This is a genomic window from Natronosalvus sp. KLKA75 (assembly GCF_059736265.1).
Map to the genome: position 1 here is coordinate 1,784,096 of NZ_CM185522.1, position 22,980 is coordinate 1,807,075.

Consider the following 22,980-nt stretch of genomic DNA (forward strand, 5'->3'; position numbering starts at 1 on the left):
CCCTCACGAAAGACGATTCACGTGGCAAACTTTCGCGCTGTACGGAGTTTTTAGCAATAGGGCGCGTAGAGTGTTGGTATGCGACTGCACAACAGGGAAGTCCGACAGGACGTTCGCGAACTCGGGGCCCTCCTGGGTGACGTCCTCGAGGACCAGACGTCGCGTCGTGCGTTCGACACCGTCGAATCCTGTCGAACGGCCGCCATCGACTACCGTGCGGGAGACATCGAGTCACGAGAGCCACTGGCCACCGAACTCGAGGGGCTGTCGCCACACCAGCAACGCGTGGTCGCCCGTGCGTTCACGACGTACTTCGAACTGATCAACCTCGCCGAGGAGCGCGAGCGCGTCCGGTCGATTCGACAGGACTCCCAGGACGGAACGCTCGACGACAGTCTCGAGACGGCCGCCGAGGAGCTGTCCGAAGCGGATCTAGAGACCGTCTCGGGCATCCTCGACGACGTGCTCATCGAACCGACGTTCACGGCCCACCCGACGGAAGCGCGCCGAAAGACCGTCAAGTCGAAGCTCCGGACGGTGGCGACCCACCTCGAGACGCTCGACGAGCGGCTGCTGACCGACAAGGAGCGCGAGCAGGTCTGGCGGGACGTCGACGCCGAGGTGACGAGCCTCTGGCAGACCCCACAGGTCCGCAAGCGCCAGCCCGAACCAGAGGACGAGGCCCGGAACGTCCAGTGGTACCTCGAAAACACGCTCTTCGACGTCGTCGGCGAGGTGTACGACGAACTGGCCGACGCGCTGGACGACGAACTCGACGGGGCCATCGATGTCCCCAAACTCTTCGAGTTCCGCTCGTGGGCCGGGAGTGACCGCGACGGCAACCCCTACGTCACGCCCGAGGTCACGGCCAACACCCTCGAACGGCAACGCGAGGTCGTGATCGACCGCTATCGCGAGCAACTCAAGCGGCTCTCGGGCGTGCTCAGTCAGGACGGGAGTCGGATCACCACCGGCAACACGTTCGACGCCTCGCTCGAGGCCGACCGGGAGCGACTGCCGGGAAGCGCCAAGACGGCGAAGGAACGCTACCCGGGCGAACCCTACCGCCAGAAGCTCAAACTGATGCGCGAGCGCCTCGAACGCGTCGGCGACGTTCGCCCCGGTGGCTACGACGACGCCGACGAACTCGTCGAGGACCTCGAGATCATCGCCGACAGCCTCCGGGAGAACAGCGGGGAAACCGTGGTCGAGGCTCACGTCGACCCCCTGCGTAGACAGGTCGCCACCTTCGGCCTCTCGCTCGCCAGCCTCGACCTGCGCGATCACCGCCAGAACCACACGGACGCCATCGACGAGGTGCTCTCGCGGGAAGGCATCGAGTACAAGACCCTCTCGGAGGACGAGCGCGTCGAGTTGCTCACCGACGCCGTCCTCCAGGACGAGACAATCGTCGACCTCTCCCGGACGGAGGACCTCTCGGACACCTCGAGTCGGGTCGTCACCCTCTTCGACAGCCTCGCCGACTGGCAGGCCGAGTACGGCAACGAGGCCATCGACACCTACTGCATCTCGATGAACAACGAGCCGTCCCACGTCCTCGAGGTGCTGTTCCTGGCCGACCAGGCCGGTATCGTCTCCCTGCCGGAACACTGCGGCATCGACATCGTCCCGCTGCTCGAGACGGAGTACGCCCTCTCGGGCGCTCGCCGCATCATGGGGACGCTGTTCGACAACGAAGCCTACGCGCAGGTGCTCGAGGCCCGCGGGCGGACTCAGGAGATCATGCTGGGATACTCCGACTCGAACAAAGAGAACGGGTTCCTGGCGGCGAACTGGTCGCTGTACAAGAACCAGCGCCGACTCGGTCAGATCTGTGACGACTACGACGTGACGATGCGCCTGTTCCACGGCCGCGGGGGGTCCATCTCCCGCGGCGGGGGCCCGATGGGAGAGGCCCTGCTGGCCCTGCCGAATAGCACCGTCACCGGCCAGGTCAAGTTCACCGAGCAGGGGGAGGCCATCGCCGAGAAGTACGGCAACCCCCGTATCGCCGAGCGTAACATCGAGCAGATGCTCAACGCCCAGTTGCGGGCGCGAAAGCAGGCGATCGAGCAACCTGAGGAGCGCATCGAGGATGAGTGGATCGAGGCGATGGACGCCATGGCCGACGCGGCCCGCCAGGAGTACCGCGACCTGCTCGAGACCGACGGCTTCGTCCAGTACTTCGAGCAGGCGACGCCCATCACCGTCATCGAGGACCTCGACCTGGGCTCGCGGCCGGCCTCCCGGAGCGGCGAGCGGACGGTCGAGGATCTGCGGGCGATCCCGTGGGTCTTCTCCTGGACGCAGGCGCGGTGCATCCTGCCGGGCTGGTACGCCGTCGCCGACGGCATCGACGCCTACCTGGAGAACGACGGCGATGTCGAGACCCTGCAGACGATGTACGAGGAGTGGCCGTTCTTCCGCACGACCCTCGACAACGCCGCGCTCTCGCTCTCGCGAACGGAGCTCGAGATCGCCGAGCAGTACGCCGACCTGGCGACCGAGGACCTGCGGGAGCGGTTCTTCCCGCGGGTGTCCGAGGAGTACGACCGCGCGGTCGACCTGGTCAAGACGATCGGCCAGCGTGAAACGCTCCACACGCGCGACTGGATGGGCGAGAACCTCGAGCGACGGAACCCCTACGTCGATCCGCTCAACTTCCTCCAGACGCACCTGCTGGGGCGAACCCACCGAACCGACGTCGAAGAGAGAACGCTCAGGCTGACGGTCAAGGGGATCGCCGCCGGGATGAAAAATACAGGGTAACGGCCCCTGGCGTCGCGTTTCCGAGCATAGTCTTATTACCTCAGCGCGCCTATATCAAGTGAGTCAGCCGTCGTCGTACCCGATTCCTTCGTAGAGATCAGTGCGTGATTCGAGTTGACACAGAGATGATATAGATGCCCACGTTCGAGCACACGATCGAAATCGAAGCGCCCGTAGACCGCGTCTTTCAGTTCGGGATCGACCCCGAGAACTGGCGACGAACCATGCCCAGCCTGACCGATGTCGAGATCGTCGAGGAGACCGATGACGGTCTTCGGATGAACGCCACCTACAGGCTGCTCGGCACCTCGATGGACGGTAAAATGGAGATGCGAATCGCCGAACCGAACCAACACACGATCACCACGTTCGAGAGCCCCGGTATGACCGGGGAGCTACACTACTACTACGCAGAGACCGATTCCGGGACGAAGGTCGTCCAGCGGGCCGATTACGAGTTCGGCGACTCGCTGTTCGAGCGCGTGCTCGAACCCGTCGCGAAGCGGTACAACGAGCGCCAGTTCAAACACTCGCTCCGGACGTCCAAAGAGCTCGTCGAAGCTGAGAGTGCGCCAGAGATGGAAGCCTGAGCCGACGCCATTCACGTCTTTTTTGGCAATATCGAGAACCGCGACGGGGAGGTGTCGAGACGCTGCAATAGCTTACGATAGCGTTCCCCACGCGGTGAGGTCGTCCGATGTCTCGCAATACCGTTCTCTCGAATCTCGAGTTCGTCGTTTCCGTCACTCGAGCGTCGGCACCGGTACCGAATCGAGGACCGCGTCGACGATCTGGGACTTCGAGACCTCGTTGACCGTCGCGTCGGGCGTGAGCACGAGGCGGTGGGCCATCACCGGGTGGGCGACGCGCTTGATGTCGTCCGGGGTGACGTACTCCCGCCCCGCAATGGTCGCGTAGGCGCGAGCGGCCTCGAACAGGCGCTGGGTCCCACGAGGAGAGACGCCGACCTCGACCCGGCCGTCGGTCCGGGTCTGTCGGGCGAGGGCGACGACGTACTCGAGGAGGTCCTCGTCCACCGTCACGGTCTCGGGGACCTGCCGGAGGGCGGTGACGTGTTCGGGTTCGAACACCGTCTCGACGCTCGGGCTCATCTCGTCGCGGCTCGCTCGCCGCTGGAGGAGTTCGATCTCTCCACCTTCGTCGGGATACCCCATCGAGGTCTTCACGAGGAAGCGATCGACCTGCGCCTCGGGGAGCGGGAACGTCCCCTCCTGCTCGACGGGGTTCTGGGTCGCGATGACGAAGAACGGCTGTGGCAGCTGGCGGGTCTCGCCGTCGGTCGTCACCTGCCCTTCCTCCATCGCCTCGAGCAGCGCGGCCTGGGTTTTCGGCGGCGCACGGTTGATCTCGTCGGCGAGGACGATGTTCGCGAAGATGGGACCTTCGTTGAACTCGAACTCCCGGTCCTGCTCGTTGAAGACGTGGGTGCCGGTCACGTCGGATGGGAGGAGGTCCGGGGTGAACTGGATGCGCGAGAACGACAGTCCGAGGGCGGTCGCGACGCTGCGGGCTGTGAGGGTCTTCCCCGTGCCGGGGACGTCCTCGAGCAGGACGTGCCCGCGTCCGACGACGCCGAGGAGGACGGTCTCGAGAAATTCACGGTCGCAGATGACGGCCTCGCCAATCGCGTCGAGTACCGTGTTGCACTCTTCGCTGGCCTGAGTGACGTCCATGGCGTCGGACTCGAGGTGGTCGCCCATATTTCTTCTGTTATTGTCACGTTCGAGGTAGTGGTGAGCAGGTCGCGCTCGAGTAGCGGGTGACGGCTCCAGACAGCGGTCTCGATGCTGGTTCCGGTCCTGAACTCGGGCCGGTCGCGACCGTGGTAACCGACCCCGCGGCTGCGAGAAACCGAAACGGCTAAAATCACCACCCGGCTACGTACGAGTGAGCCGAGATAGCCTAGCCCGGCCAAGGCGGCAGATTCGAAATCTGCTGTCCCCACGGACACGGGAGTTCAAATCTCCCTCTCGGCGTTTTCACGGTCCAACTTGTGAGCGTAGCGAGCGTCCGGATCGTGAAAACCAGACCATGGAGATTTGAATCAGAGGGAAAACCGAACGCAGTGAGGGACGACCGTGGTCCAAATCGCCCACTTGCGTTCTTCCGCGAACAATATCGCGCACAGTGATTGTTGGGACCGCTCTCGACGACGCCGGCCTCAAACGTTGCTACGTTTTCTATATCCACGTACGTCGAAACTCATAATTCTGCACAACCATACGAGGATTGCTACTACCGTGCTCTGAGGCAATCTCGTCGACACCTTCTCCGCAAAGCCTCCTCCGCCGGACACCTATCCTCCACGTCTATGGTATTCGGCCATCTCACTCGTCCCTTTCGTTCGCAAGTTCATGCTGGACGACGAGAACGGGGCCGAGAAACCGGTCGGCAACCTGGTCGGCCGGCATACCGAACACGTACGTTACGAGCGACGGATCCGTCTCACCCATCACGACGGCATCGAACGCTTCAGATGCGTCGACGATCGCATCGAGAGGCTTCTGATCTCGCTCGACTCGTGTCTCGATCTTCGACTCGTCGACACCGAGCTCTCCCAGTCGATCGACCATCCCATCGAGAAGTGTCCCAATGTCCTCGTCCGTTTCCTTCGTCTCGACGACGTGGTACAGCGTTATCGAGGTGTCCATCGCACCGAACACGCCGGCGACGACGCGGGCGAGACGGTCGATTCCCACGGCCCCGCGGACGGCGACGAGCACATCGTCAACCGTCCCGGTGGCGTTCGGGACGAGAACTGCCATGCAGTCGTGCTCGTGAATCGTGCGGTCGATCGTCTTCTGTCCGTCGTGCGTGAAGACGAGTCGCCGTTCGACGGTCGCTCCCGCCTCCTCGAAGATCGCCTCGTATTCGTCGAGACGGGCCGTGGCTCGCTCCTCGAACTGCATCTGTGCCTGTCCCGGTGCGGTCTGTTCGGGAACGACGTGATATCCCAGCAAGACGACGTGGGCGTTCGCGAGGAGACCGGGAACCCCCTCCGGAACCGACTCTCCTTCGAGTACGCGAATCGGAACGAGTATCGATGGTCGGTCCGTCATTTCAGATCTCCCCCTTGAGTATGACGTCTCCAGCGTAATAACGATACCACAGGTACGACACGACCATGACTACGATGCCGATGGCGATCGACGCAGGTTGCATGAAGGCGATCAGACCGAAGCTAGCGAGCGCACCGACGCCAGGCAACACTGGATACCCCGGGACACGGTAACTGGGCGAGTACCACTCGGGATTCCGGCGTCGCAACACGATCAGCCCGACACACATTAGACCGTACATGATCAGGTGGAGAAACGACGCGACCTCCGCGAGCAATTCGACCTGTCCGGTCGCCACGAGCGCGAGAATCGGGCCACCGGCAGCCAGCAGCGCGACGTGTGGAGTCCCATACCGGAGGTTGACTTCGCTCGCTTTTCGGGGTAGCAAGGCATCCCGACTCAATGCGTACACTGCCCGGGAGGCGCTCAGAATCGACGCGTTTGCACTCGAGAACGTTGCCAACAACCCGGCACCCAGGATAGCGACCGCGCCGGGCAGTCCGAGGAACTCACGGGCCACTTCGACCATCGCCGTCTCACCGAACTGACCGAGCCGGTCCGCTCCGAACGCGCTGGTCGCGACGAAAATCGTCACGACGTAGAACACGGTGACGACGAGCACCGACCCGACCATCGCCAGCGGCAGATTCCGCCCCGGCCGCTTGATCTCACCCGCAACGGTTGCAACCTGGGCGAACCCCAGATACGATGTGAACACGAGCGCGGCCGTCGTCAACACCGGGAAGTAGCCTCTCGAGAAGAATTGCTCCGGGACGCTGGTCCGACCAAAGACCCCGAAAGCGTCGAGGACGCCATACGAGAGAAATCCCGTGAGGACGACGAGGAGAATCCCGACGACAATATTCTGCAGCTTGGCTGTGTTTTCTGTGCCACCAATACTCAACGCCGTCAGCGCTGCGCCGAACAGTAATCCAATCCCGATAACGGGGCTGAACGGGAGCCCGACGCCGAGTTCAGCGAACACGGCGCTCGCGTAGTGACCGAGGCCGACGAGATAGAACGCGGAGGCAAACATTAACCCCAACCAGAGTCCGAGACCTACGATTGCACCGTAGGCGGTACCCATCCCTCGCGAGATGAAGTAGTATCCGCCCCCGCTACGGGGCATGGCTGTGGCGAGTTCGGACGTCGGAAGCGCCACGAACAACGCGATCAACCCGCCGATACCAAACGAGACGGTGGCAGCGAGCCCCGCGTTGCTCGCCGCTAATCCGGGGAACACGAAAATCCCCGCTCCGATCATCGTCCCGATTCCGATTGCCAGGCCGCTGACCAATCCAATCGTTCGCTCGAGTTCGACATCGTCGTCGTGGACCGTCGTGTCGTCGGTGACCGCTTCTGGCTCCGCCGCAGGCTCCTCACCGGCGACGTTCTGCCCCGCCGTCTCGACGTCGACGGGCTCTTTGACCATAGCGACGCTATTTTCAACAGTAAAATAAAACCGGCGATGGACCGGGTTGGATGACGTCGACCGCGGGTGCAACGGCTACGGTCGTCGGGGAGAATCACGATGTGAACGGCGAAAGCCGTGCGTACCGCGTAGTGATACTTGCATCCGCGAGCGGAAACCGACAAACAGGAAATGGAACTCGACGCTGTTCGAATACCCTGCTCGACGACGCCAGCCTCAAAGTTCACTATACACCCTATACTATTATACTTAGATAATTATAGTATTGAGTATGAGCGTCGGTACTCGAGCACACCGCTCGAGTCCAATTCCGATCGTTCGACGGTAGGATCTCGACGATACGAAGGAGATCAGCAGGGCGTTCGCCTCCGCGTTCGAGCACGTCACTGAGCACGAAACCATCAAGAATTGTGCGTACTAAGCGGGACCTTGAAGTACGCCTCGAGGCCATACTCGAGTATGAACCGTCGTCAGCGGACGATCACCGCCGTCCTGTGGATCAGCGTCGCGGGCGTGATGGCGATTACACTCGAGCCGTCGGTTCCCACGGATCTTGCGGAGGCCGCCCGCGTGTTCGTCGTCGTCCTGGCGCTCGGCCTCGCGGGCGTGTACCTCTTCGACCCCTGGGGGCTGATCAGCCGAACGCACCAGGTCGGGAAATCGGGTGAGCCTTAGCCCCTCACGACTATCGGCGGGTATGGACACGACCGTCGAGCCGACGATCCGACCGTACGATCCGGCGACCGATGCAGACGGCCTCTGGGCGCTCAAACGGGCGTTCGAACTGGGACTTGGCGAGGGAACGGGCGACGACGGCAAGTCAGAACGGTACGAATCGAAGCTCACCGACGCCTACCGCGAAGGCTACCTCGAGTGGGTCGAACGCTGCCTGGACGAGGAACCAGAGGCAGTGACGGTCGCCGTCGAGCCGGAATCGTCAGGGGACGAGAAAGCGGGGTCGTCGACACTCGTCGGCTACGTATTCGTCCTCCCGGAGTCGCTCGCGTACATCTGGGACGCGGCCATTCTCAACGAAATCTACGTCGCTCCCGACGCGCGCGGGACCGGCGTTGCCGACGCGTTGATGGAGCGAGCGCTCGCGGTCGCCCGCGGCCAGGACCTGCCACTCGACCGACTCGTGCTAGACGTCGACCGCGAAAACGACCGGGCGCAGGCGTTCTACGAGCGCCACGAGTTCGCCAACTGGGGCGAGATGGTCGCTCGAAAGCTTGGAGAATAACGGCGGTCACGGAGTTCGAACGCCACTGCGAGCGCGGAGCCGAACGACGGTGACGGCCCCGAGCGCACCGAAGACGATCGGATAGCCGATCCCGGCGACGAGTATCGACTCGAGCGGCGACGGTCGGATCACCGAACCCTCGATCACGACCGTCGAGACGAGGACGGCGACGATCGTGACGGCGAGGTAGCCGATGGCGACCATCGCGCCGTCGATCGCGGCTTCGGTGATCGACTCGAGGCGCTCGAACTGGTCGTATGCGCAGTACGCGCCGGCCAACGCGATGACGAGCGGCGGCACCAGCAAGAGGAGCCACTCGGCGCCGCTCCCGTTCAGGACGACGTTCTGTTCCGGCGGCAAGAGTCTGAAGAGCCCGCGCCGCGGCACCTCGGTCGCCACCCCGTGGGCGTTGAGGTAGGTCCAGGCGACCAGTTCAGCGGTGAGCGTCTCGCCCGCGGCGGACTCGAGAACGTCGGTCCGGAGATCGACGCGAATCGACTCGCGAGCCAATCCGTAGGTGACCGCGTAGCCGGCGAGCCAGGCGAGTGCGCCAGCGACCACGCCCAGAAACAACGGACGGAGGTCCCCCGCGGCATCCGGTTCGTCCGCACTCGTTCCAGTCCCGGCGCTGGCCTCGTCGTTATCGCCCGACGCCTCGACGCCCGAGTCCGGTATCGCGTTCGTCATCTCGAGTACCCTGATGCGTATTGTCTGTGGGAGCGACCTAAAGCTTCCTTCGTCCTTCATCGACCATCTCGGTCGTCCTGGTTGGTGCCTTCGACGTCGCTCACTCGGTTTTCGTCACTCACTCGAGCAACGACGTTCACTCGAGTACCACCTCACTCGCGAACCGTATACGCCGTCTCGGGCCGATTCGTCTCCCACGCCTCGGCGGTGATTGTGTACCGGTGCAGGTCGCGGATCTCGCCATCGAGTGGCACCCAGTTTCGCAACACGCTGTCGTACGTCCCCCCGTAGCGCTCGACGTACTTCTCGATCGCCCGCTTCGACTTTGCGTTGCCCTTCAGGTAGCCCACCGAGACCACCTCGAGGTCGAGGCGGTCGAACGCGATGGCCATGGTCGCCGCGGCGCGCTCGCTCGAGTAGCCGCGGCCCCAGAACGGTTTGCGAAGCCAGAGGCCGAGTCGGGCGGTGCGCTTCTCCCAGAGCGGGATGAGGCTGGCGACGCCGGCGAACGTTCCGATGGATTCGCCCTCGAGCGGATAGATCGTCCAGTTCGCTCGCGTGGCGTCGTCCCACCGCTTCTCGGACTCGAGGAGGTACTTGCGGGCGTCGTTCGCCGTCTCGTGGACGTCGGTCGTGAGGTGCGTGGCGACCGCCCCGAAGTCAGTGGCCGAGTTCGTGTACTCGTACAGCTCGAGGGGCGTGATCGTCTCGGTCGTCAACGGCTCGAACCGAAGCCGATCGGTTTCGAACGTCTCGGGGAACATTCGGCGAGACGTTCCGCGACGAGGACCGTCACTCTTTGGGCGCCGTGTGAGTGTGTAACGTTCCTGGGCAGGGCTTGCACGTTCCAGCGGACAGGCCCGTGCGTTCCAGTAGGCAGGGCTCCTACTCCAAGTCGTTCGCGGGTAATCGACGACGGAGCCACTCGAGGACGAGTCCTCCGCTAACGAGTTCGGTACCGACGGTGAACCCGGGTGCGCCGTCTCCCTCGTCGTTAGACGAGCCGTTCTCGATGTCCGTCTTTTGGTGGGTATCGTCGAATGCGGCGCCGTCGGTGTCGTCCTCGCGCGTCCCATCGTCGGTTTCGGTAGCGTTCGACGAATGGTCGGCGTCCGTAGTGTCGATGTCGCCGCTTTCGTCCGACGCGACACCCTCGTTCGGCCTCGATTCGTGTTCATCGTCGGTGTCGCTCGCCTCGTCGCCGTCCATAGTGTCGACACCGGCCGCGTCGTCTTCGTCCCCGCCGAATTGGTCCGCGCCGACCTCCGTCGCTGGCTCGAGCGCGACGAGGCTCCCGTGCCCCGAGAAGTACACCGTTCCGTCACCGATTGCGTACGTGAGATCGGGCCACCTCGCCTCGTGAGGGTCCTCGAGTCCGACGGCTGCTAACGGAAACGACCACTGCTCGAGGCCGGTTTCGATGTCGACTCCGAAGATGGCGGGGTCCCCGTCGGCAGGGTGGTACGGAACGACGACCGTGCGGCCACCGATTGACGGTCGTCCCCACGCATCCATCGACCCGCCGACGGTCCAGCTGTGGTCGGTCTCGTAGTTGTACGCGTAGACGCCGTGTCGCTCGGCACTGACTCTGACGGTGTCAGTCGCCGCGAGTGGGAACCGCAACTCGACTCGCTCGAGGACCGCTCCGTCGTTGGCATCGAGGACCAGGCACACTTCTTCCTCCCCCTCGTCGCTGTCACCGTCGACGCCCTCGTCGTCACCGTCGTCGACGTCACCATCGCCGCCGTCGCCGAGCCACGCCACGTAGAGGCGGTCTTCAGTCGCCACGATTGAGGGAAGTCCCTCGCCTCTCGAGGGAGTCTCCTCCTGGACGACCCACACCGGCTCCCCCGACTCGGCGTCGAGCGCGACGAAACCGGCGTCGCCAACGGCGGCATACACGAGGTCGTTCGCGACGGCGACTGGAATCGAAACGAACGACGCAACGTCGGCATCCTGTCGCTCGAGGTCGACCCCACTCCGTCGCCACTGGGGACTCCCGTCGTCGGCGTCGAGCGAGCGAAGAGCGCCGTCGACAACCACGTAGATCGATCCGTCGACGACGGTCGGACTTGGGATCTGGCCGTTCGTCCCGAACGACGTCGACCAGACGGTATCGCCGCTGTCGGCATCGAGCGCCGTCACTCGGTCGCCGGCGACGTAGACGGTGTCGTCGACGACGGCGGGGGTTCCGTCGGCGCCGACGTCCTCTCGTACCCACTGGATGGACCCATCGCTGGCGGAGAGGGCGTGGACACCAGCCCCCGTCCGGAGGTAGACCGTGCCATCGGCGACGACGACGTCGCCATCCTGCTCGTATTCCCAGGCGACCGTCTCGGGCGCTGGAAACCGACTCGAGCCCGAGAGGGCGGCGGTGTTTCCAGGGGTGCCGTGGTAGGACGTCCAGTGATCGGCGTCCGCAGGCGTCACCGCCATCGGGACCGTCGACTTCACATGGGCCCCGCCGCTCGTTTTAGCCGCACCGAGGAAACTGCCGATGACGAGCGAGGCACCGAGAGCCATCACGGTCCGCCTGGGCCAGAGGGACATAGTACCCTCGGCACCACCGGACCTCTTGCTTATTCTGCGTGTAAGTTCAGTTTCGGCGATGAAACGATGGTAATCGCTCCCTAGAGCACTCGAGAGACTGTTTCCTGCACCAACCAGACGATTGTCCGAGATTCGGAGCGTTCGCCGGTCGAGGTGCCGTAACGTGCGGTTTCGAGCGGGCGAGAACTCGGTTCGACAGTCGCATCACCTGCAAATGTCGCCATCCGTCCGAACAGGCGTCGCCTCGAGTCTCGAGTGCCGTGGGTAGAGAGAAGGTGACGTCTCGCCTCGGCTGGAGACGGTCGTCGAGGGTGACGCTCCGCAACCACTAAACGCGACTCGTCCCTACCTCCGACAATGAGCGACTGGACGGAAACGTACCGCCCGACGACGCTGTCGGAGGTACGTGGAAACGACAAGGCCCGCAACAAACTCGAGGAGTGGGCGAAGACGTGGGACGAGCACCGAAAGCCCGTCATCGTCCACGGCAGTCCGGGTATCGGGAAGACCTCGGCCGCCCACGCGCTGGCCAACGACATGGGCTGGCCGGTGATGGAACTCAACGCCAGCGATGACCGCCAGGCCGACGTGATCAAGCGCGTCGCCGGCGAGGCCTCGAAGAGCGGCACGCTGACCGGCGGCAGCGGCGGTCGCCGCCTCGTCATCCTCGACGAGGCTGACAACTTCCACGGCAACGCCGACTACGGCGGTTCTCGAGAGGTCACGCGGGTAGTCAAGTCGGCCAGCCAGCCGATCGTCCTCGTGGCAAACGAGTTCTACGACATGAGCAACTCGCTGCGAAACTACTGTCAGACCATCGAGTTCCGCGACGTCTCGGCGCGCTCGATCGTCCCCGTCCTCCGGGACATCTGTCGACGCGAGGGCATCGAATTCGAGGACGACGCCCTCCGCAAGATCGCCGACGCGACGAGCGGCGACCTTCGGTCCGCGGTCAACGACCTGCAGGCGGTCGCGGAGGGCAGCAAGCGCCTGACGGTCGACGACGTCGTGACGAGCGAACGCGACAGCACTGAAGGCATCTTCGACTTCCTCGACGCGCTCATCAAGGAGAAAGACGCCCACGGCGCCCTGCTGGCTGCCTACGACACCGACGAGACGCCCGACGACCTGCTCAACTGGGTCGAGGACAACGTGCCGAAGGACTACTCGGGCGGCGAACTCGCCGACGCCTACGAGTTCATGAGCAACGCCGACCGCTGGCTGGGCCGGGTGCGCTCGACCCAGAACTACTCGTACTGGCGCTACGCAACCGACAACATCGCCGCCGGCGTCGCCGCCTCGAGGCGCGAGCCCAAAGGCGGGTGGACCCGGTACGGCCCGCCGAGTTATTGGTCGAAACTCGGACGAACCCGTGGGACCCGGGATCGACGCGACGCCATCGCCCAGCGGATCGCCGACCGGGAGGGCGCGAGCATCGGCACTGTCCGCCGGGAGATCATGCCGTTCCTATCGAGCATGACCCACCTCTGTCGAAACCGGGAGTTGACCGTCGCGATGGCGGCCGCCTACGACCTCGACGAGAAGGAGGTCTCGTTCGTCACCGGGAGCGGCGCCGACACCAACAAGGTCGAGTCGATCGTGGAGGACGCTGCCGAACGCCAGGCCGAGGAGACGGTCTCGCACTCCGGTTCCGCGTTTTTCGGCACCGCGGACGCTGAGGGCTCGAGCGACCTGGACGCCAGGAGTGGGGAGGACGCCAGGAGCGACGACGGTTCGAATGACGGGTCGGACTCGAGCGATGAATCCGCTGATTCGGCGAACGCGTCGCTTCTCGACGTAGGGTCTTCAGCTTCAGACGCCGACGACGAGGCGACTTCGGGTTCGGGGACGGGGACGGGTGGCGACTCGAGCGCAGCGGCCGACGATGGTGCGTCGGATGCCGACGTGAGCGACGAGAGCGACGAGAACAAAGACGACGAAGACGACGATGGACAGTCGGGCCTATCAGACTTTTTCTAGCGGCTAAACCGCTCGAGCGGGGAGTACTCTAGGGTGATAGTACGATTCTCGAGAGTTAGTACGACCCCTTGAGGACAAATCTGGACCCTCGAGGACGCGAGCCATCTACAGGAGATCGCAAGCTTCGCCGGCGTCCTGGAACGCCTCGAGGCAGGCAACGAGATCATCGCGGGTGTGCGCGGCCGTCGGGAGCACGTAGACGTACCCCTCCCGAACCGCGTTCCTGGACGTGTGTCCACCAGAACTCGTACGAACGGGCGCGGAAACGATCACGCCCCGCTCGCGAAGGTCGTCCGCCAGGGTCCGGGCCGCGTCCCGCGTCTCGACGTAGACCGGCAGGATCTGCGAATCGCCATCGACCTCGTAGCCCATCGTCAGCAGGCCGTCGCGGAGACGCGTGACGTTCTCCCAGAGGGATTCGCGGTAATCGCCGTGTTTCGAGAGGTGGAGTGCTTCGCTCGCCGCCGCGGCCGCCATCGGGGTCAGACCCGTCGACTCGACGAACGGTGGCGCACGAGCGGCCAGCCACTCGATTAACGCGTCGTCGCCCGCAACGTAGCCGCCCTGGCTGGCGAGCGCCGTCGAAAGCGCCCCCATCTGGATGTCGACGCGGTCGGCAAGCCCCTCGGCCTGGACGATTCCACCACCGCGGACGTAGAGGCCGGTCGCGTGGCTCTCGTCGACCATGATCCAGGCGCCGACCGAGTCGGCGACGTCGCAGAGTTCCTCGAGCGGAGCAACCCACCCGTCCTGACTGAAGATCGAATCGGTGACGACGAGCCAGGATTCGTCGTCGGGTTTGGCGTCGGCGTCGGCCTCGGTATCGGTGTCGACATCGGCGACGGTGTTGGCGTCGGCGTCGACGTCGGCTGTTACTCCACCGATAGCACGCCGCTCGAGGGCGTCCTCCACCGCGTCGCGAAGGGCGTCGGGATCGCAGTGGCCGTACGGAACGACCTCGGTCCCGGCGAGCCGGCAGCCGTCGAACGCGCTGACGTGGGTGTACTCGTCGACGAAAACGACGTCGGGCTCGAGGGCGGTGATCGTTCCGACGTTCGCAGCGTAGCCCGAGGAGAACGCGAGCGCACGGTCCGTCTCGAAGGTCTCGGCGAGCAGTCGCTCGAGGTCGTGGTGGACCATCGTATCGCCGGTCGTGAGCCGGCTTCCGCCGGAGCCGGTCCCGACGGTAGCGGCGGCCTGTCTCGCGGCGTTCTGGACCCGCTGGTTCGCGGTCAACCCGAGGTAGTTGTTCGAGCCGAACACGAGCAACTCGTCGGCCTCGAGGACCGGAAGGCCGCCTCTCGGTGGCTCGGAAACGTAGCCGCGGGAATCGATTCGATCGGTTGGCGCGAGCGAGTACCGTCGGTCCGCGTCGGCCTGGGACGTCAATTGCTCCTCGAAGTCGAACCCGCGGTCTGCCATCTGCCTGAACCGTGACGACCACCGGATTTTACTCTCACGATTCCCGATTTGGACCGTCTAGTTTGCCAACTGCGTTGCGTACCTTGATTTCCCATCCGTTTCCGTATCTCGTGTAGGGATACGTATACTTCGTCAATCGACCGCTGACGTTCGAAACGAGAATCGAATATCACACTTCAGTGACTGTTAATATTCCAAAGCTTAATGCCGATTGATAATCTATTCGGACAGAAGAGCACATGACCGATAGTACGACCGATGAAAAATCGAGGGAGGGAAATTTCGATATCGGTCCGAGCATGGACGAGCTCTTCGGGGAAATCGAAGATGACTCGGCCGACGAGGAGCCGGTTGACTCCGACGAGACAGCACACGGTGACGACGTCGAGGACGTGACTGCTGCCGACCTCTTCAGTCAGCTTCGCGACGAGGCCGCCGCCGACCCCGGAATGAACGAGGTTCTCGAGGACGAGAGCCCCGAGGAGATCATCGCGAGCGCCGACGAGGACGACGAGCCGGTTCACGACGTCGACGACGAGCTGGTCGACGAGGGCGCGCTCGACGACCTGTTGCTCACCGGCCGGACGCGATCCGACGAGTTCCTCTGGATCGACAGCGGTGACGACTCGTCTTCCGCGGACGACGCCGATTCGGGAGCGACCGAAACGGAATCGATCCAGGGAACGGATGGGGTCGAGGACGATTCCGAGTCCGTGTCCGAACCTGAATCCGAGTTGGAATCTGGATCCGAGCCCGAACCTGAAGCTGAATCCGGGTTCGTGGTCGAGGACGAGGGTGAGGGCGAGGACGCAGACACGGGCGAAGCCGATGTCGATGTCGACGATAACACCGAACTCGAGGACGATTCCGCCTCCGGACTCGAGGCAGAATCCAAACCCGAAGCCGAACGGGCCGAGCCGGTCGACGAACCGGACAGTGTCAGTGATGCTGGCGACGCCGACGACGAGAGCGCCCCCGAACCCGACACCGCCCCTGAACCAGACACCACCCCTCGAGCCGGACGCGTCGACTACTCCCTCGAGTCGACCGCGTCGGACGAGGATCCGGCATCAGGCGAGGAGTCCGCACTCGTCGTCTCTGACGCCGAATCGACGGAGACGGACCTCGTTCCGACGGACAACGGAGACGAGAGCGAGGACTCGAGCGGCTTCCTGGGCTGGCTCCGTTCGAAACTTCCGTTCTGAAGAGCGCTTCGAGCATCTCGAGCACAGCGAAATCGTTTTTGACGCAGCGAACGAGCGAGGCGTATGAGCACCGACGACGAGACGAATCCGGAAGGAGACGACGAACTCGAACGCATACGCGAACGCAAGATCGAGGAACTGAAGGCGAAAGCCGAGCAAGACCACCAGCGCGCGTCGAGTCCGGACCAGCCGATCGCCGTCGAGAGCCAGTCGCACTTCGAGCAGGTGCTACAGAAGCACGATCGCGTGCTCGTGGACTTCTACGCCGACTGGTGTGGTCCCTGTCAGATGCTCGCGCCCGTTCTCGACCGACTCGCCACCGAAACCCCGGGAACGATCGCGAAAGTCGATACCGAGGCACTCCCGGGGGTCGCCCAGCAGTACGGCGTCCGCGGGCTCCCGACGCTGATCCTCTTCGAGAACGGCCAACCCGCCAAACAGCTGGTGGGCATGCAGGAGGAATCGACGTTGCGCGGGCTGCTCGAGTAGTCCTGCTCGAGTAGCTCAGGGTGATGTTCAGGGACTCCCGCTCCAGGCGGACGGCAGACTCGGCGACTATCGAACGACCGTTACCGGGACGTTCGCTCGCTTGACGACGATCTCCGCCGTACTTCCCATCTGTAGGCCGGCCGCACCGCCGCGTCCGCGATTGCCCATGACGATCTGGTCGGCGTCCGCGTCCTCGACGTGAGCCACGATTGACTGGGCTGGCGACCCGACGGCGATTGCGGTCTCGAACGACACGTCGTCCTCGAGCGACGCCTTCGCTTCGGCGAAGAGTTCGGCGGCTTCCGACTCCTGATCGGCGAGCCAGGTGTCAGTCAGGGGCGAAAGCTGTTCCTCGGTTGGGGTCACCTCGAACGGATCGATGGCGTGAAACAGGACGATCGAGGCGTCCGGAAACGTTTCGAGGGCGTACTCGAGGGCTGCCTGTGCGTGTGAGGATCCGTCGTGTGGGACGAGAATCGAGCGTGCCATATCGGTTCGATTCGACGGGCGAGACCGTAAAGCCACCACGGGGGTTCGGCGGTGGGGTCTCGCGTCCGGTCAGTGAGTAAACAGCGGTACCTGCCAGTGGAGTGAAATACTCGCCTGTCGTAGCAAGGGACAATGCAACGCGACCGCGAGTTCGGCCGTCGGATCGCCGTCGGATCGATCGTCGCCGCCTTGTTCCTGGTGGTCGCCCACGTCGCTCTCTCGTTTCTCGGCGTCCTCGTCTTCGCGGTCTTCCTCTACTACGCCGTTCGGCCGATCTATCGAGCCCTCGCCCGGTTCAACGTTCCGAGACGGCCGCGGGCGATCCTCGCGCTCGTCCTGTTCGGCGTGCCGTTCCTCGTGCTCATCACGTACACCGTCGCCGTCATCGTCATCGAGACACAGGCGTTGCTCACCGCATACGACGTGCAGGATCAATTTCTCGAGCAGGTAGTCACGGATATCGACGTGACCGGCCTCGACCTCGACGAGATTCGACGCATCGTCACGGACCTCTCCTCGCAAGCCTCCCTCGGCGTCGTGGTGTTGAGTCTCGCGGGGACGGTCAGCGTCGTCAGCGGCGCAGTCGTCCAGTTGATCATCATGGTCACGCTGGTGTACTACATGCTCATCGACGGCCCGCGATTCGTCTCGTGGGCACTCGAGACCTACGACGAGTCGGGCGTCATGCGAGCCTACGCTCGCGCCGTGGATCCTGAACTCTCGATGACGCTCTTCGGCAACATCGTCAACGTGTTCGTCACGGCCATCGTCGGCGTCGTGACGTTCTACACGTACAATTTCTTTGCCCCCGCTGCGGTCGACGTTCCGTTTCCGGCGCTGATCGGCGCGCTGACCGGTATCGGGAGCCTCATTCCGGTCGTCGGCATCAAACTCGTCTACGTCCCCGTCATCGTCCTCCTCGCGGTGAACGCGTGGGCGGCCGGCGACCTCTCGCTCCTCGTCCCGGTTGGCGCGCTGGCGGCCGTCAGCGCAGTCCTCGTCGACTTCATTCCCGACTTCTTCATCCGGGCCCACATCAGCGGCAAGCAAACTCACACGGGCATGCTCCTGGTCTCCTACATCGTCGGCCCTCTCGTTTTCGGCTTCTACGGACTGTTCCTCGCCCCAATTTTACTGATCCTCGTGATCAACGCGATCTATATCCTCCTTCCCTACGTCCTCACCGGCCAACCGTCGGGGGTTCGACAGGCCCGGCTCACCGAGTACCGTGACGGACGACCCGAGGCTTCGAGCGTTGAAGGAACCGAGGCACAGGAGGTCGAACGAACCGAGGCCGAACCAGCCGTCTCGAGCGAAGGGCCATCCGATCACCGGTAACGATCCGTTCGATCGATCGGGAGTCCAAACGCGAGACACTCACGCAAACCGACTGGCTGCTAGCTACTTGGGCCTGGCTCGAGTGTATTCCCTATTGCTCGAATGCGGCGTCGCTCGAGCACAACGAGCGCGGCGTCGTGCGAACCCAGCGAACGCGGCACCGTTCGAATCCAGCGAACACGACGCCACGTTCGAACCAGCAGGTGATCCCCATCACGTCGACACCGCCGCCACACGCTCGATCAGACCCCCCAAACACGCCAGACACGTCCGGTGACGGTGACGGGGACGATCATGCCCGCCACCGAAGCGGCTGGCCCATCGTGAGTGCCGCAGGCGCAGCCGTGCTGTACGTCGGATTCGCGCTTCTCGCCCTGGCGTTCGGCGTCGAGACCGTCCCCGCTCTCCTTGGTCTCGCGGTCGCGCTCCTCGGCGGCGGACTCCTGCTAACCGGGCTGTTCGGCTGGTTCCGACAGGCGTTCCTCCGCCACCAGGACCGTTCCGTAGCCGATCCGGAGGCGAGACGCGCCTACGTCACGACCATGATCCTCTTTCTTGCGACCGATCTCGGTACTTTCGGCGCCGGCTTCATATACTACGCGTTCGTCCGCGTCGGAACGTGGCCCCCCGCCGACCTCCCGCCGCTACTCGGTTCCCTCGTCGCGATCAACACCGCGCTCCTGGTCGTCAGTAGCGTCACGTTCCACTTCGCCCACGACTTCCTCGAGCGCGGACGTGACCGGGCGTTCCTCGGCCTTCTCGGCCTGACCGTCCTCCTGGGCGCCGTCTTCCTCGCCGGCCAGGTCCTCGAGTACTACGAGTTCCTCGTTCACGAGGGGTTCTCGATCACCGACGGCGTGTTCGCGAGCGCGTTCTACGGGTTGACCGGACTCCACGGCCTCCACGTCGCCCTCGGCGTCGTGCTGCTCTCGATCGTCCTCGTTCGCGGCGCGCGCGGTCAGTACGCCTCTGAGCGAGACACGTCCGTGGCGACCGTGGGGCTGTACTGGCACTTCGTCGACGCGGTCTGGCTCTTCCTCGTGGCCACGCTGTACGTCGGGGCGGTCGTTTCGCTGTGAGTCAGCGCTCGCGTCGGTCCCATCGCCGCTCGTCGGCGTCTCGGCTCACTTCGTCATCGTTTCGACCGTGGTCGTCTTCGCCGTCTTCGCTGCCTCCGCGGTCTTCACCATATTCACGGCCTTCGATACCTTCACTGTCTTCACCGCCTCGAGACCGCCCGCCCTCCCGCAATCGTTCTCGAGCGGGCGACCACCGGAACTCCCACGGATAGTTCTCGACGCCGACGAGCGTGAACGCGCCGACGCCGACGAGCAACGAGATAAGCCCCAGCGGGAGCGCGACCGGATCGACGCCGAGACACCGGCTCTCGGAGCGGAGGGTCGCGTACCGCGCTTCGCCTAGGTCTCCGCCGCTAATCACGACGCCGCGGTCGAACGCCTCGCGGTGGTCGAACGATCCCTCGACCGTCCCCTCCTGGTGGGGATCGTCGACTGCCTCGCGAACGGCGCTCCGTTCGGCCTCGGTCAGCGACTCGAATTCGAGCGTCTCGACGACTGGCCCGGCGTCCGAGAGTCGCTGGTCGGTTTCCTCGGGCGTCGACACGCCGATGACGGGATCCGCACAGCCACCGATCGCGGGTTGCACGATTGACCAGCCGCCAAGGACGGTCCCCGCGATCCCCAGCGCGAGAAAGAGCGCGGCGAGAAACGGGAGCGCGTACGAGAAGAGTCGGGACTCATCGTCCCGTCCCCCGGTTCCGTTTTCGGCGTTCGTTTCGCGCGGTCGTCGGTCGTCTCGAGCCGTCATCGATCAAACCTCCACGTCCCATTTGTACGAGGCATAGTCGAGCGCGGCACCCAGGCCGACTCCGTAGGCCCAGTGGGCAAGTATCGAAAGGCCGACGTAGCCGACGAGGGCGAGTCCAGCCTGGTCGGTGTAGAACGCGAGCAGGAACCCCGAGGTGACGATGGTCGCGAACGAGAGACCGCGTGCGATGGGCGTCCGACCGGGAAGGTATCGGGCGATGGTGAGAAAGAGCAACGGCCAGACGGTCGACCCGGCCAGGACGAACAGCGCGTACCCGACGGACGCGCGCTCAGGGGCGCCGATCAGGCCCGCCAGTTCCGTGAACGCCTGGAGGTGAAAAACGCCGATGGCGACGCCCACGGCCAACACGACGGTCATCAGGAGAGTCCCGACCAGGCCGGCGACGGCCCCGACGAACACGTTCTCGGTGACCGACCCCACCAGCGGGCGGATCTGCCTCGAGATCGACGGACTCCCGATCGTTGGGTCGGTGGTCGACGCCGGCCTGGTGGTCGCCGGTTCGCTTGGCTCGATGCCGTACTCGTCCTCGAGGCGACGCTCGAACCACTGCCACTCGCGGGTGAACTGCTCGGATTGCTTGAGGTCCCAGACGTCGGCGTCGTCGACCGGCGGGCCGGCCCAGTACGACCAGAGCATGTTGTAGAGCCACAGCAGGACGCTGATGCCAATCAAGTAGGCGCCGATCGTGGCGACCTGCTGGAGAGGGGCGTACACCGGCGGGTAGTCAGCGTAGCGACGGGGCAGTTCGAGCACGCCGAGGATCACGAGGACGGTGAAGGTGGTGGTCGAGCCGACCACGAGCAGGGTCGCCTGGAAGCGGGCCAGCCGTTGGTCGAACAGTCGGCCGGTGATGATGGGGTACCAGTAGTAGCTCGCGGCGAACATCATGAACGGGATGATCCCCATGACGATCAGGTGGAAGTGGCCGACGACGTAGTAAGTCCCGTGGTAGGTGACGTTGATGGGAACCACAGCGAGGAAGATACCCGTGACGCCAGCGATGACGAAGGTGAGGATGGAGGCGACGCAGAGAATCATCGGCGCGGTCAGGCGAACGGTCCCGTCCCAGATGGTCGTCATCCAGTTGAACACCTTGATCGCGCTCGGGACGGCGATGGCGATCGTCGTGACCATGAACCCGGCGCGGAGGCGGGGATCCATCCCCGTGACGAACATGTGGTGAGCCCACACGCCGAAGCTGAGGACGCCGATGGCCAGCGTCGAGTAGACCACGAACTGGTAACCAAAGAGCGTCCGTCCGCAGAACTTCGGCAGGATGAGGCTCATCAGCCCCGCTGCGGGGAGGAAGATGATGTACACCTCCGGGTGGCCGAAGAACCAGAAGAGGTGTTGCCACAGCAACGGTCCGCCGCCCTCGACCGCGTAGAAGGTCGTGCCCACGTTCCGGTCGAGCAACAACAAGACGATGGCACTCCCCAGGAGCGGGAACGCGAAGACGACGAGCGCACTGGTCGTGAGAATCGTCCACGAGAAGATGTCCAGACGCGCCCAGGTGACGTCCGCAGCGCGTTCGTAGAAGATGGTGACGATGAAGTTGATCGCCGCGAGCGTGGTCGCGATGCCACTCAGATGCAACCCGAGGAGGAGGAGGTCGATCTGCGGATTTGCCGTCTGGACCGACAGCGGCACGTACAACGTCCACCCCACACCGGGTTCGCTCAGCGCCCCGAAGAAGTCGACGAGCGCGTTCTCGCCGAATAGCAATCCGAGGAACTTCGCCGTTACCTCCGAGATGAGCCCCGCTCGAGCCAGCAGGAGGGCCGGTGGGAGCATCCAGAACCCGATGGCGTTGAGTCGGGGGAACGCCATGTCGTCGGCCCCCAGCAAGAGCGGCAGGAAGTAGTTCCCAATGCCGAAGAAGATTGGCGTCACGAAGAAAAACAGCATCGTGATGCCGTGGGCTGTAAATAGCTCGTTGTACGTCGGCTCGTTCCAGACCGAGGCGGCGGGGACGAGTAACTCCGTCCGCATCATCATCGCGTCGATGCCGCCCCAGACGCCGGCCAGGGTTCCGAACGCGATGTACAGCAGCCCGATCTCGCGGTGGTTGGTGGTCGTCGTCCAGCGCTCGAGTCCGGCCCGAACGCTAGCGATGTCGACCGTCAGGTCGCGACTGACGTGGGTCCCGCCGTCCGGGCGAGCACCGTGTCGGCTCGCGCGGTGAGCAATGACGAAACAGCCGAGCAAAATTGCGACGAAGAGCCCGACGCGCAGGAAGGAGGGGTCGGGCATCACGGCGGGTACCTCCCGGGACCGACCCTCGCGACGGGTTTCGAGGAGCGACTGCTCGAGATCCACTGTCCCCAACTCGAGGACTGCCGTTCCCAACTCGAGGGTTGCCGTCCCCAGCTCGAGGTCCACCGTATCTGACTCGAGGGTTGCCGTCCCCAAATCGAGGACCGCTGTTCCACCGTTCGCCGGCCGCTCGAG

19 protein-coding genes and 1 tRNA gene are annotated in these 22,980 nt (G+C 64.2%); 10 read left to right on the plus strand and 10 right to left on the minus strand.

The genetic code is table 11. The annotated features are described in order from the left end of the window. Window positions 1-78: 78 nt before the first annotated feature. Window positions 79-2,769, plus strand: a complete 2,691-nt coding sequence (ppc, locus tag AC6I65_RS08560; RefSeq protein WP_497901502.1) for a phosphoenolpyruvate carboxylase — start codon at window positions 79-81, stop codon at window positions 2,767-2,769. 134 nt (window positions 2,770-2,903) lie between these two features. Beyond that, complete coding sequence (locus AC6I65_RS08565; RefSeq protein ID WP_497901503.1) at window positions 2,904-3,359, plus strand: SRPBCC family protein; 456 nt, start codon at window positions 2,904-2,906, stop codon at window positions 3,357-3,359. Between the two features lie 153 nt (window positions 3,360-3,512). On the opposite strand, the gene AC6I65_RS08570 is transcribed toward AC6I65_RS08565, so the two are convergent. Further along, window positions 3,513-4,463 (minus strand): AAA family ATPase, encoded by a 951-nt coding sequence (locus AC6I65_RS08570; RefSeq protein ID WP_497903180.1) that lies wholly within the window; start codon window positions 4,461-4,463, stop codon window positions 3,513-3,515. A 218-nt stretch (window positions 4,464-4,681) separates the two neighbouring features. Here AC6I65_RS08570 and AC6I65_RS08575 point away from each other — a divergent pair. Next, window positions 4,682-4,766 (plus strand) — tRNA-Ser (locus tag AC6I65_RS08575). A gap of 351 nt (window positions 4,767-5,117) precedes the next feature. Here AC6I65_RS08575 and AC6I65_RS08580 read toward each other — a convergent pair. Both AC6I65_RS08580 and AC6I65_RS08585 read right to left on the minus strand, forming a co-directional pair. Beyond that, window positions 5,118-5,849 (minus strand): universal stress protein, encoded by a 732-nt coding sequence (locus AC6I65_RS08580; RefSeq protein ID WP_497901504.1) that lies wholly within the window; start codon window positions 5,847-5,849, stop codon window positions 5,118-5,120. A gap of 1 nt (window position 5,850) precedes the next feature. Continuing rightward, the gene (locus tag AC6I65_RS08585) at window positions 5,851-7,281 is read right to left on the minus strand and encodes an APC family permease (RefSeq protein WP_497901505.1); all 1,431 of its coding nucleotides are present in this window, start codon (window positions 7,279-7,281) and stop codon (window positions 5,851-5,853) included. 459 nt (window positions 7,282-7,740) lie between these two features. On the opposite strand from AC6I65_RS08585, the gene AC6I65_RS08590 reads away from it, so the two are divergent. Further along, window positions 7,741-7,956: a hypothetical protein gene (locus AC6I65_RS08590; protein ID WP_497901506.1), complete on the plus strand. Its 216-nt coding sequence runs from the start codon at window positions 7,741-7,743 to the stop codon at window positions 7,954-7,956. Between the two features lie 22 nt (window positions 7,957-7,978). Further along, window positions 7,979-8,521 (plus strand): GNAT family N-acetyltransferase, encoded by a 543-nt coding sequence (locus AC6I65_RS08595; protein ID WP_497901507.1) that lies wholly within the window; start codon window positions 7,979-7,981, stop codon window positions 8,519-8,521. A gap of 6 nt (window positions 8,522-8,527) precedes the next feature. On the opposite strand, the gene AC6I65_RS08600 is transcribed toward AC6I65_RS08595, so the two are convergent. The 3 genes from AC6I65_RS08600 to AC6I65_RS08610 form a co-directional block, all read right to left on the minus strand. Then, window positions 8,528-9,268, minus strand: a complete 741-nt coding sequence (locus AC6I65_RS08600; RefSeq protein ID WP_497901508.1) for a DUF7978 family protein — start codon at window positions 9,266-9,268, stop codon at window positions 8,528-8,530. Between the two features lie 92 nt (window positions 9,269-9,360). Then, the gene (locus AC6I65_RS08605) at window positions 9,361-9,972 is read right to left on the minus strand and encodes a GNAT family N-acetyltransferase (RefSeq protein WP_497901509.1); all 612 of its coding nucleotides are present in this window, start codon (window positions 9,970-9,972) and stop codon (window positions 9,361-9,363) included. Window positions 9,973-10,093: 121 nt separating this feature from the next. After that, window positions 10,094-11,758, minus strand: a complete 1,665-nt coding sequence (locus AC6I65_RS08610) for an outer membrane protein assembly factor BamB family protein (protein WP_497901510.1) — start codon at window positions 11,756-11,758, stop codon at window positions 10,094-10,096. A gap of 357 nt (window positions 11,759-12,115) precedes the next feature. Here AC6I65_RS08610 and AC6I65_RS08615 point away from each other — a divergent pair, with 357 nt between their 5' ends. After that, a complete protein-coding gene (locus AC6I65_RS08615; RefSeq protein ID WP_497901511.1) occupies window positions 12,116-13,738 on the plus strand; it encodes a replication factor C large subunit in 1,623 nt (540 codons plus the stop codon). Between the two features lie 105 nt (window positions 13,739-13,843). Here the strand turns inward: AC6I65_RS08615 and AC6I65_RS08620 are convergent, their stop codons facing one another. Further along, window positions 13,844-15,160: an aminotransferase class I/II-fold pyridoxal phosphate-dependent enzyme gene (locus AC6I65_RS08620; RefSeq protein WP_497901512.1), complete on the minus strand. Its 1,317-nt coding sequence runs from the start codon at window positions 15,158-15,160 to the stop codon at window positions 13,844-13,846. A 299-nt stretch (window positions 15,161-15,459) separates the two neighbouring features. On the opposite strand from AC6I65_RS08620, the gene AC6I65_RS08625 reads away from it, so the two are divergent. Together AC6I65_RS08625 and trxA are read left to right on the plus strand one after the other, a co-directional pair. Beyond that, a complete protein-coding gene (locus AC6I65_RS08625; protein WP_497901513.1) occupies window positions 15,460-16,365 on the plus strand; it encodes a hypothetical protein in 906 nt (301 codons plus the stop codon). 63 nt (window positions 16,366-16,428) lie between these two features. After that, window positions 16,429-16,854 (plus strand): thioredoxin, encoded by a 426-nt coding sequence (gene trxA / locus AC6I65_RS08630; RefSeq protein WP_497901514.1) that lies wholly within the window; start codon window positions 16,429-16,431, stop codon window positions 16,852-16,854. Between the two features lie 66 nt (window positions 16,855-16,920). On the opposite strand, the gene AC6I65_RS08635 is transcribed toward trxA, so the two are convergent. Continuing rightward, window positions 16,921-17,343 (minus strand): universal stress protein, encoded by a 423-nt coding sequence (locus AC6I65_RS08635; RefSeq protein WP_497901515.1) that lies wholly within the window; start codon window positions 17,341-17,343, stop codon window positions 16,921-16,923. 132 nt (window positions 17,344-17,475) lie between these two features. Between AC6I65_RS08635 and AC6I65_RS08640 the strand changes: the two genes are divergently transcribed. Both AC6I65_RS08640 and AC6I65_RS08645 read left to right on the plus strand, forming a co-directional pair. After that, complete coding sequence (locus tag AC6I65_RS08640; protein ID WP_497901516.1) at window positions 17,476-18,681, plus strand: AI-2E family transporter; 1,206 nt, start codon at window positions 17,476-17,478, stop codon at window positions 18,679-18,681. Between the two features lie 212 nt (window positions 18,682-18,893). Then, window positions 18,894-19,760, plus strand: a complete 867-nt coding sequence (locus AC6I65_RS08645) for a cytochrome c oxidase subunit 3 (RefSeq protein ID WP_497903181.1) — start codon at window positions 18,894-18,896, stop codon at window positions 19,758-19,760. Window position 19,761: 1 nt separating this feature from the next. Here AC6I65_RS08645 and AC6I65_RS08650 read toward each other — a convergent pair whose 3' ends face one another. Together AC6I65_RS08650 and AC6I65_RS08655 are read right to left on the minus strand one after the other, a co-directional pair. Continuing rightward, window positions 19,762-20,508 (minus strand): hypothetical protein, encoded by a 747-nt coding sequence (locus AC6I65_RS08650; protein WP_497901517.1) that lies wholly within the window; start codon window positions 20,506-20,508, stop codon window positions 19,762-19,764. A 3-nt stretch (window positions 20,509-20,511) separates the two neighbouring features. Then, complete coding sequence (locus AC6I65_RS08655) at window positions 20,512-22,782, minus strand: DUF6789 family protein (RefSeq protein ID WP_497903182.1); 2,271 nt, start codon at window positions 22,780-22,782, stop codon at window positions 20,512-20,514. Window positions 22,783-22,980 lie beyond the last annotated feature (198 nt).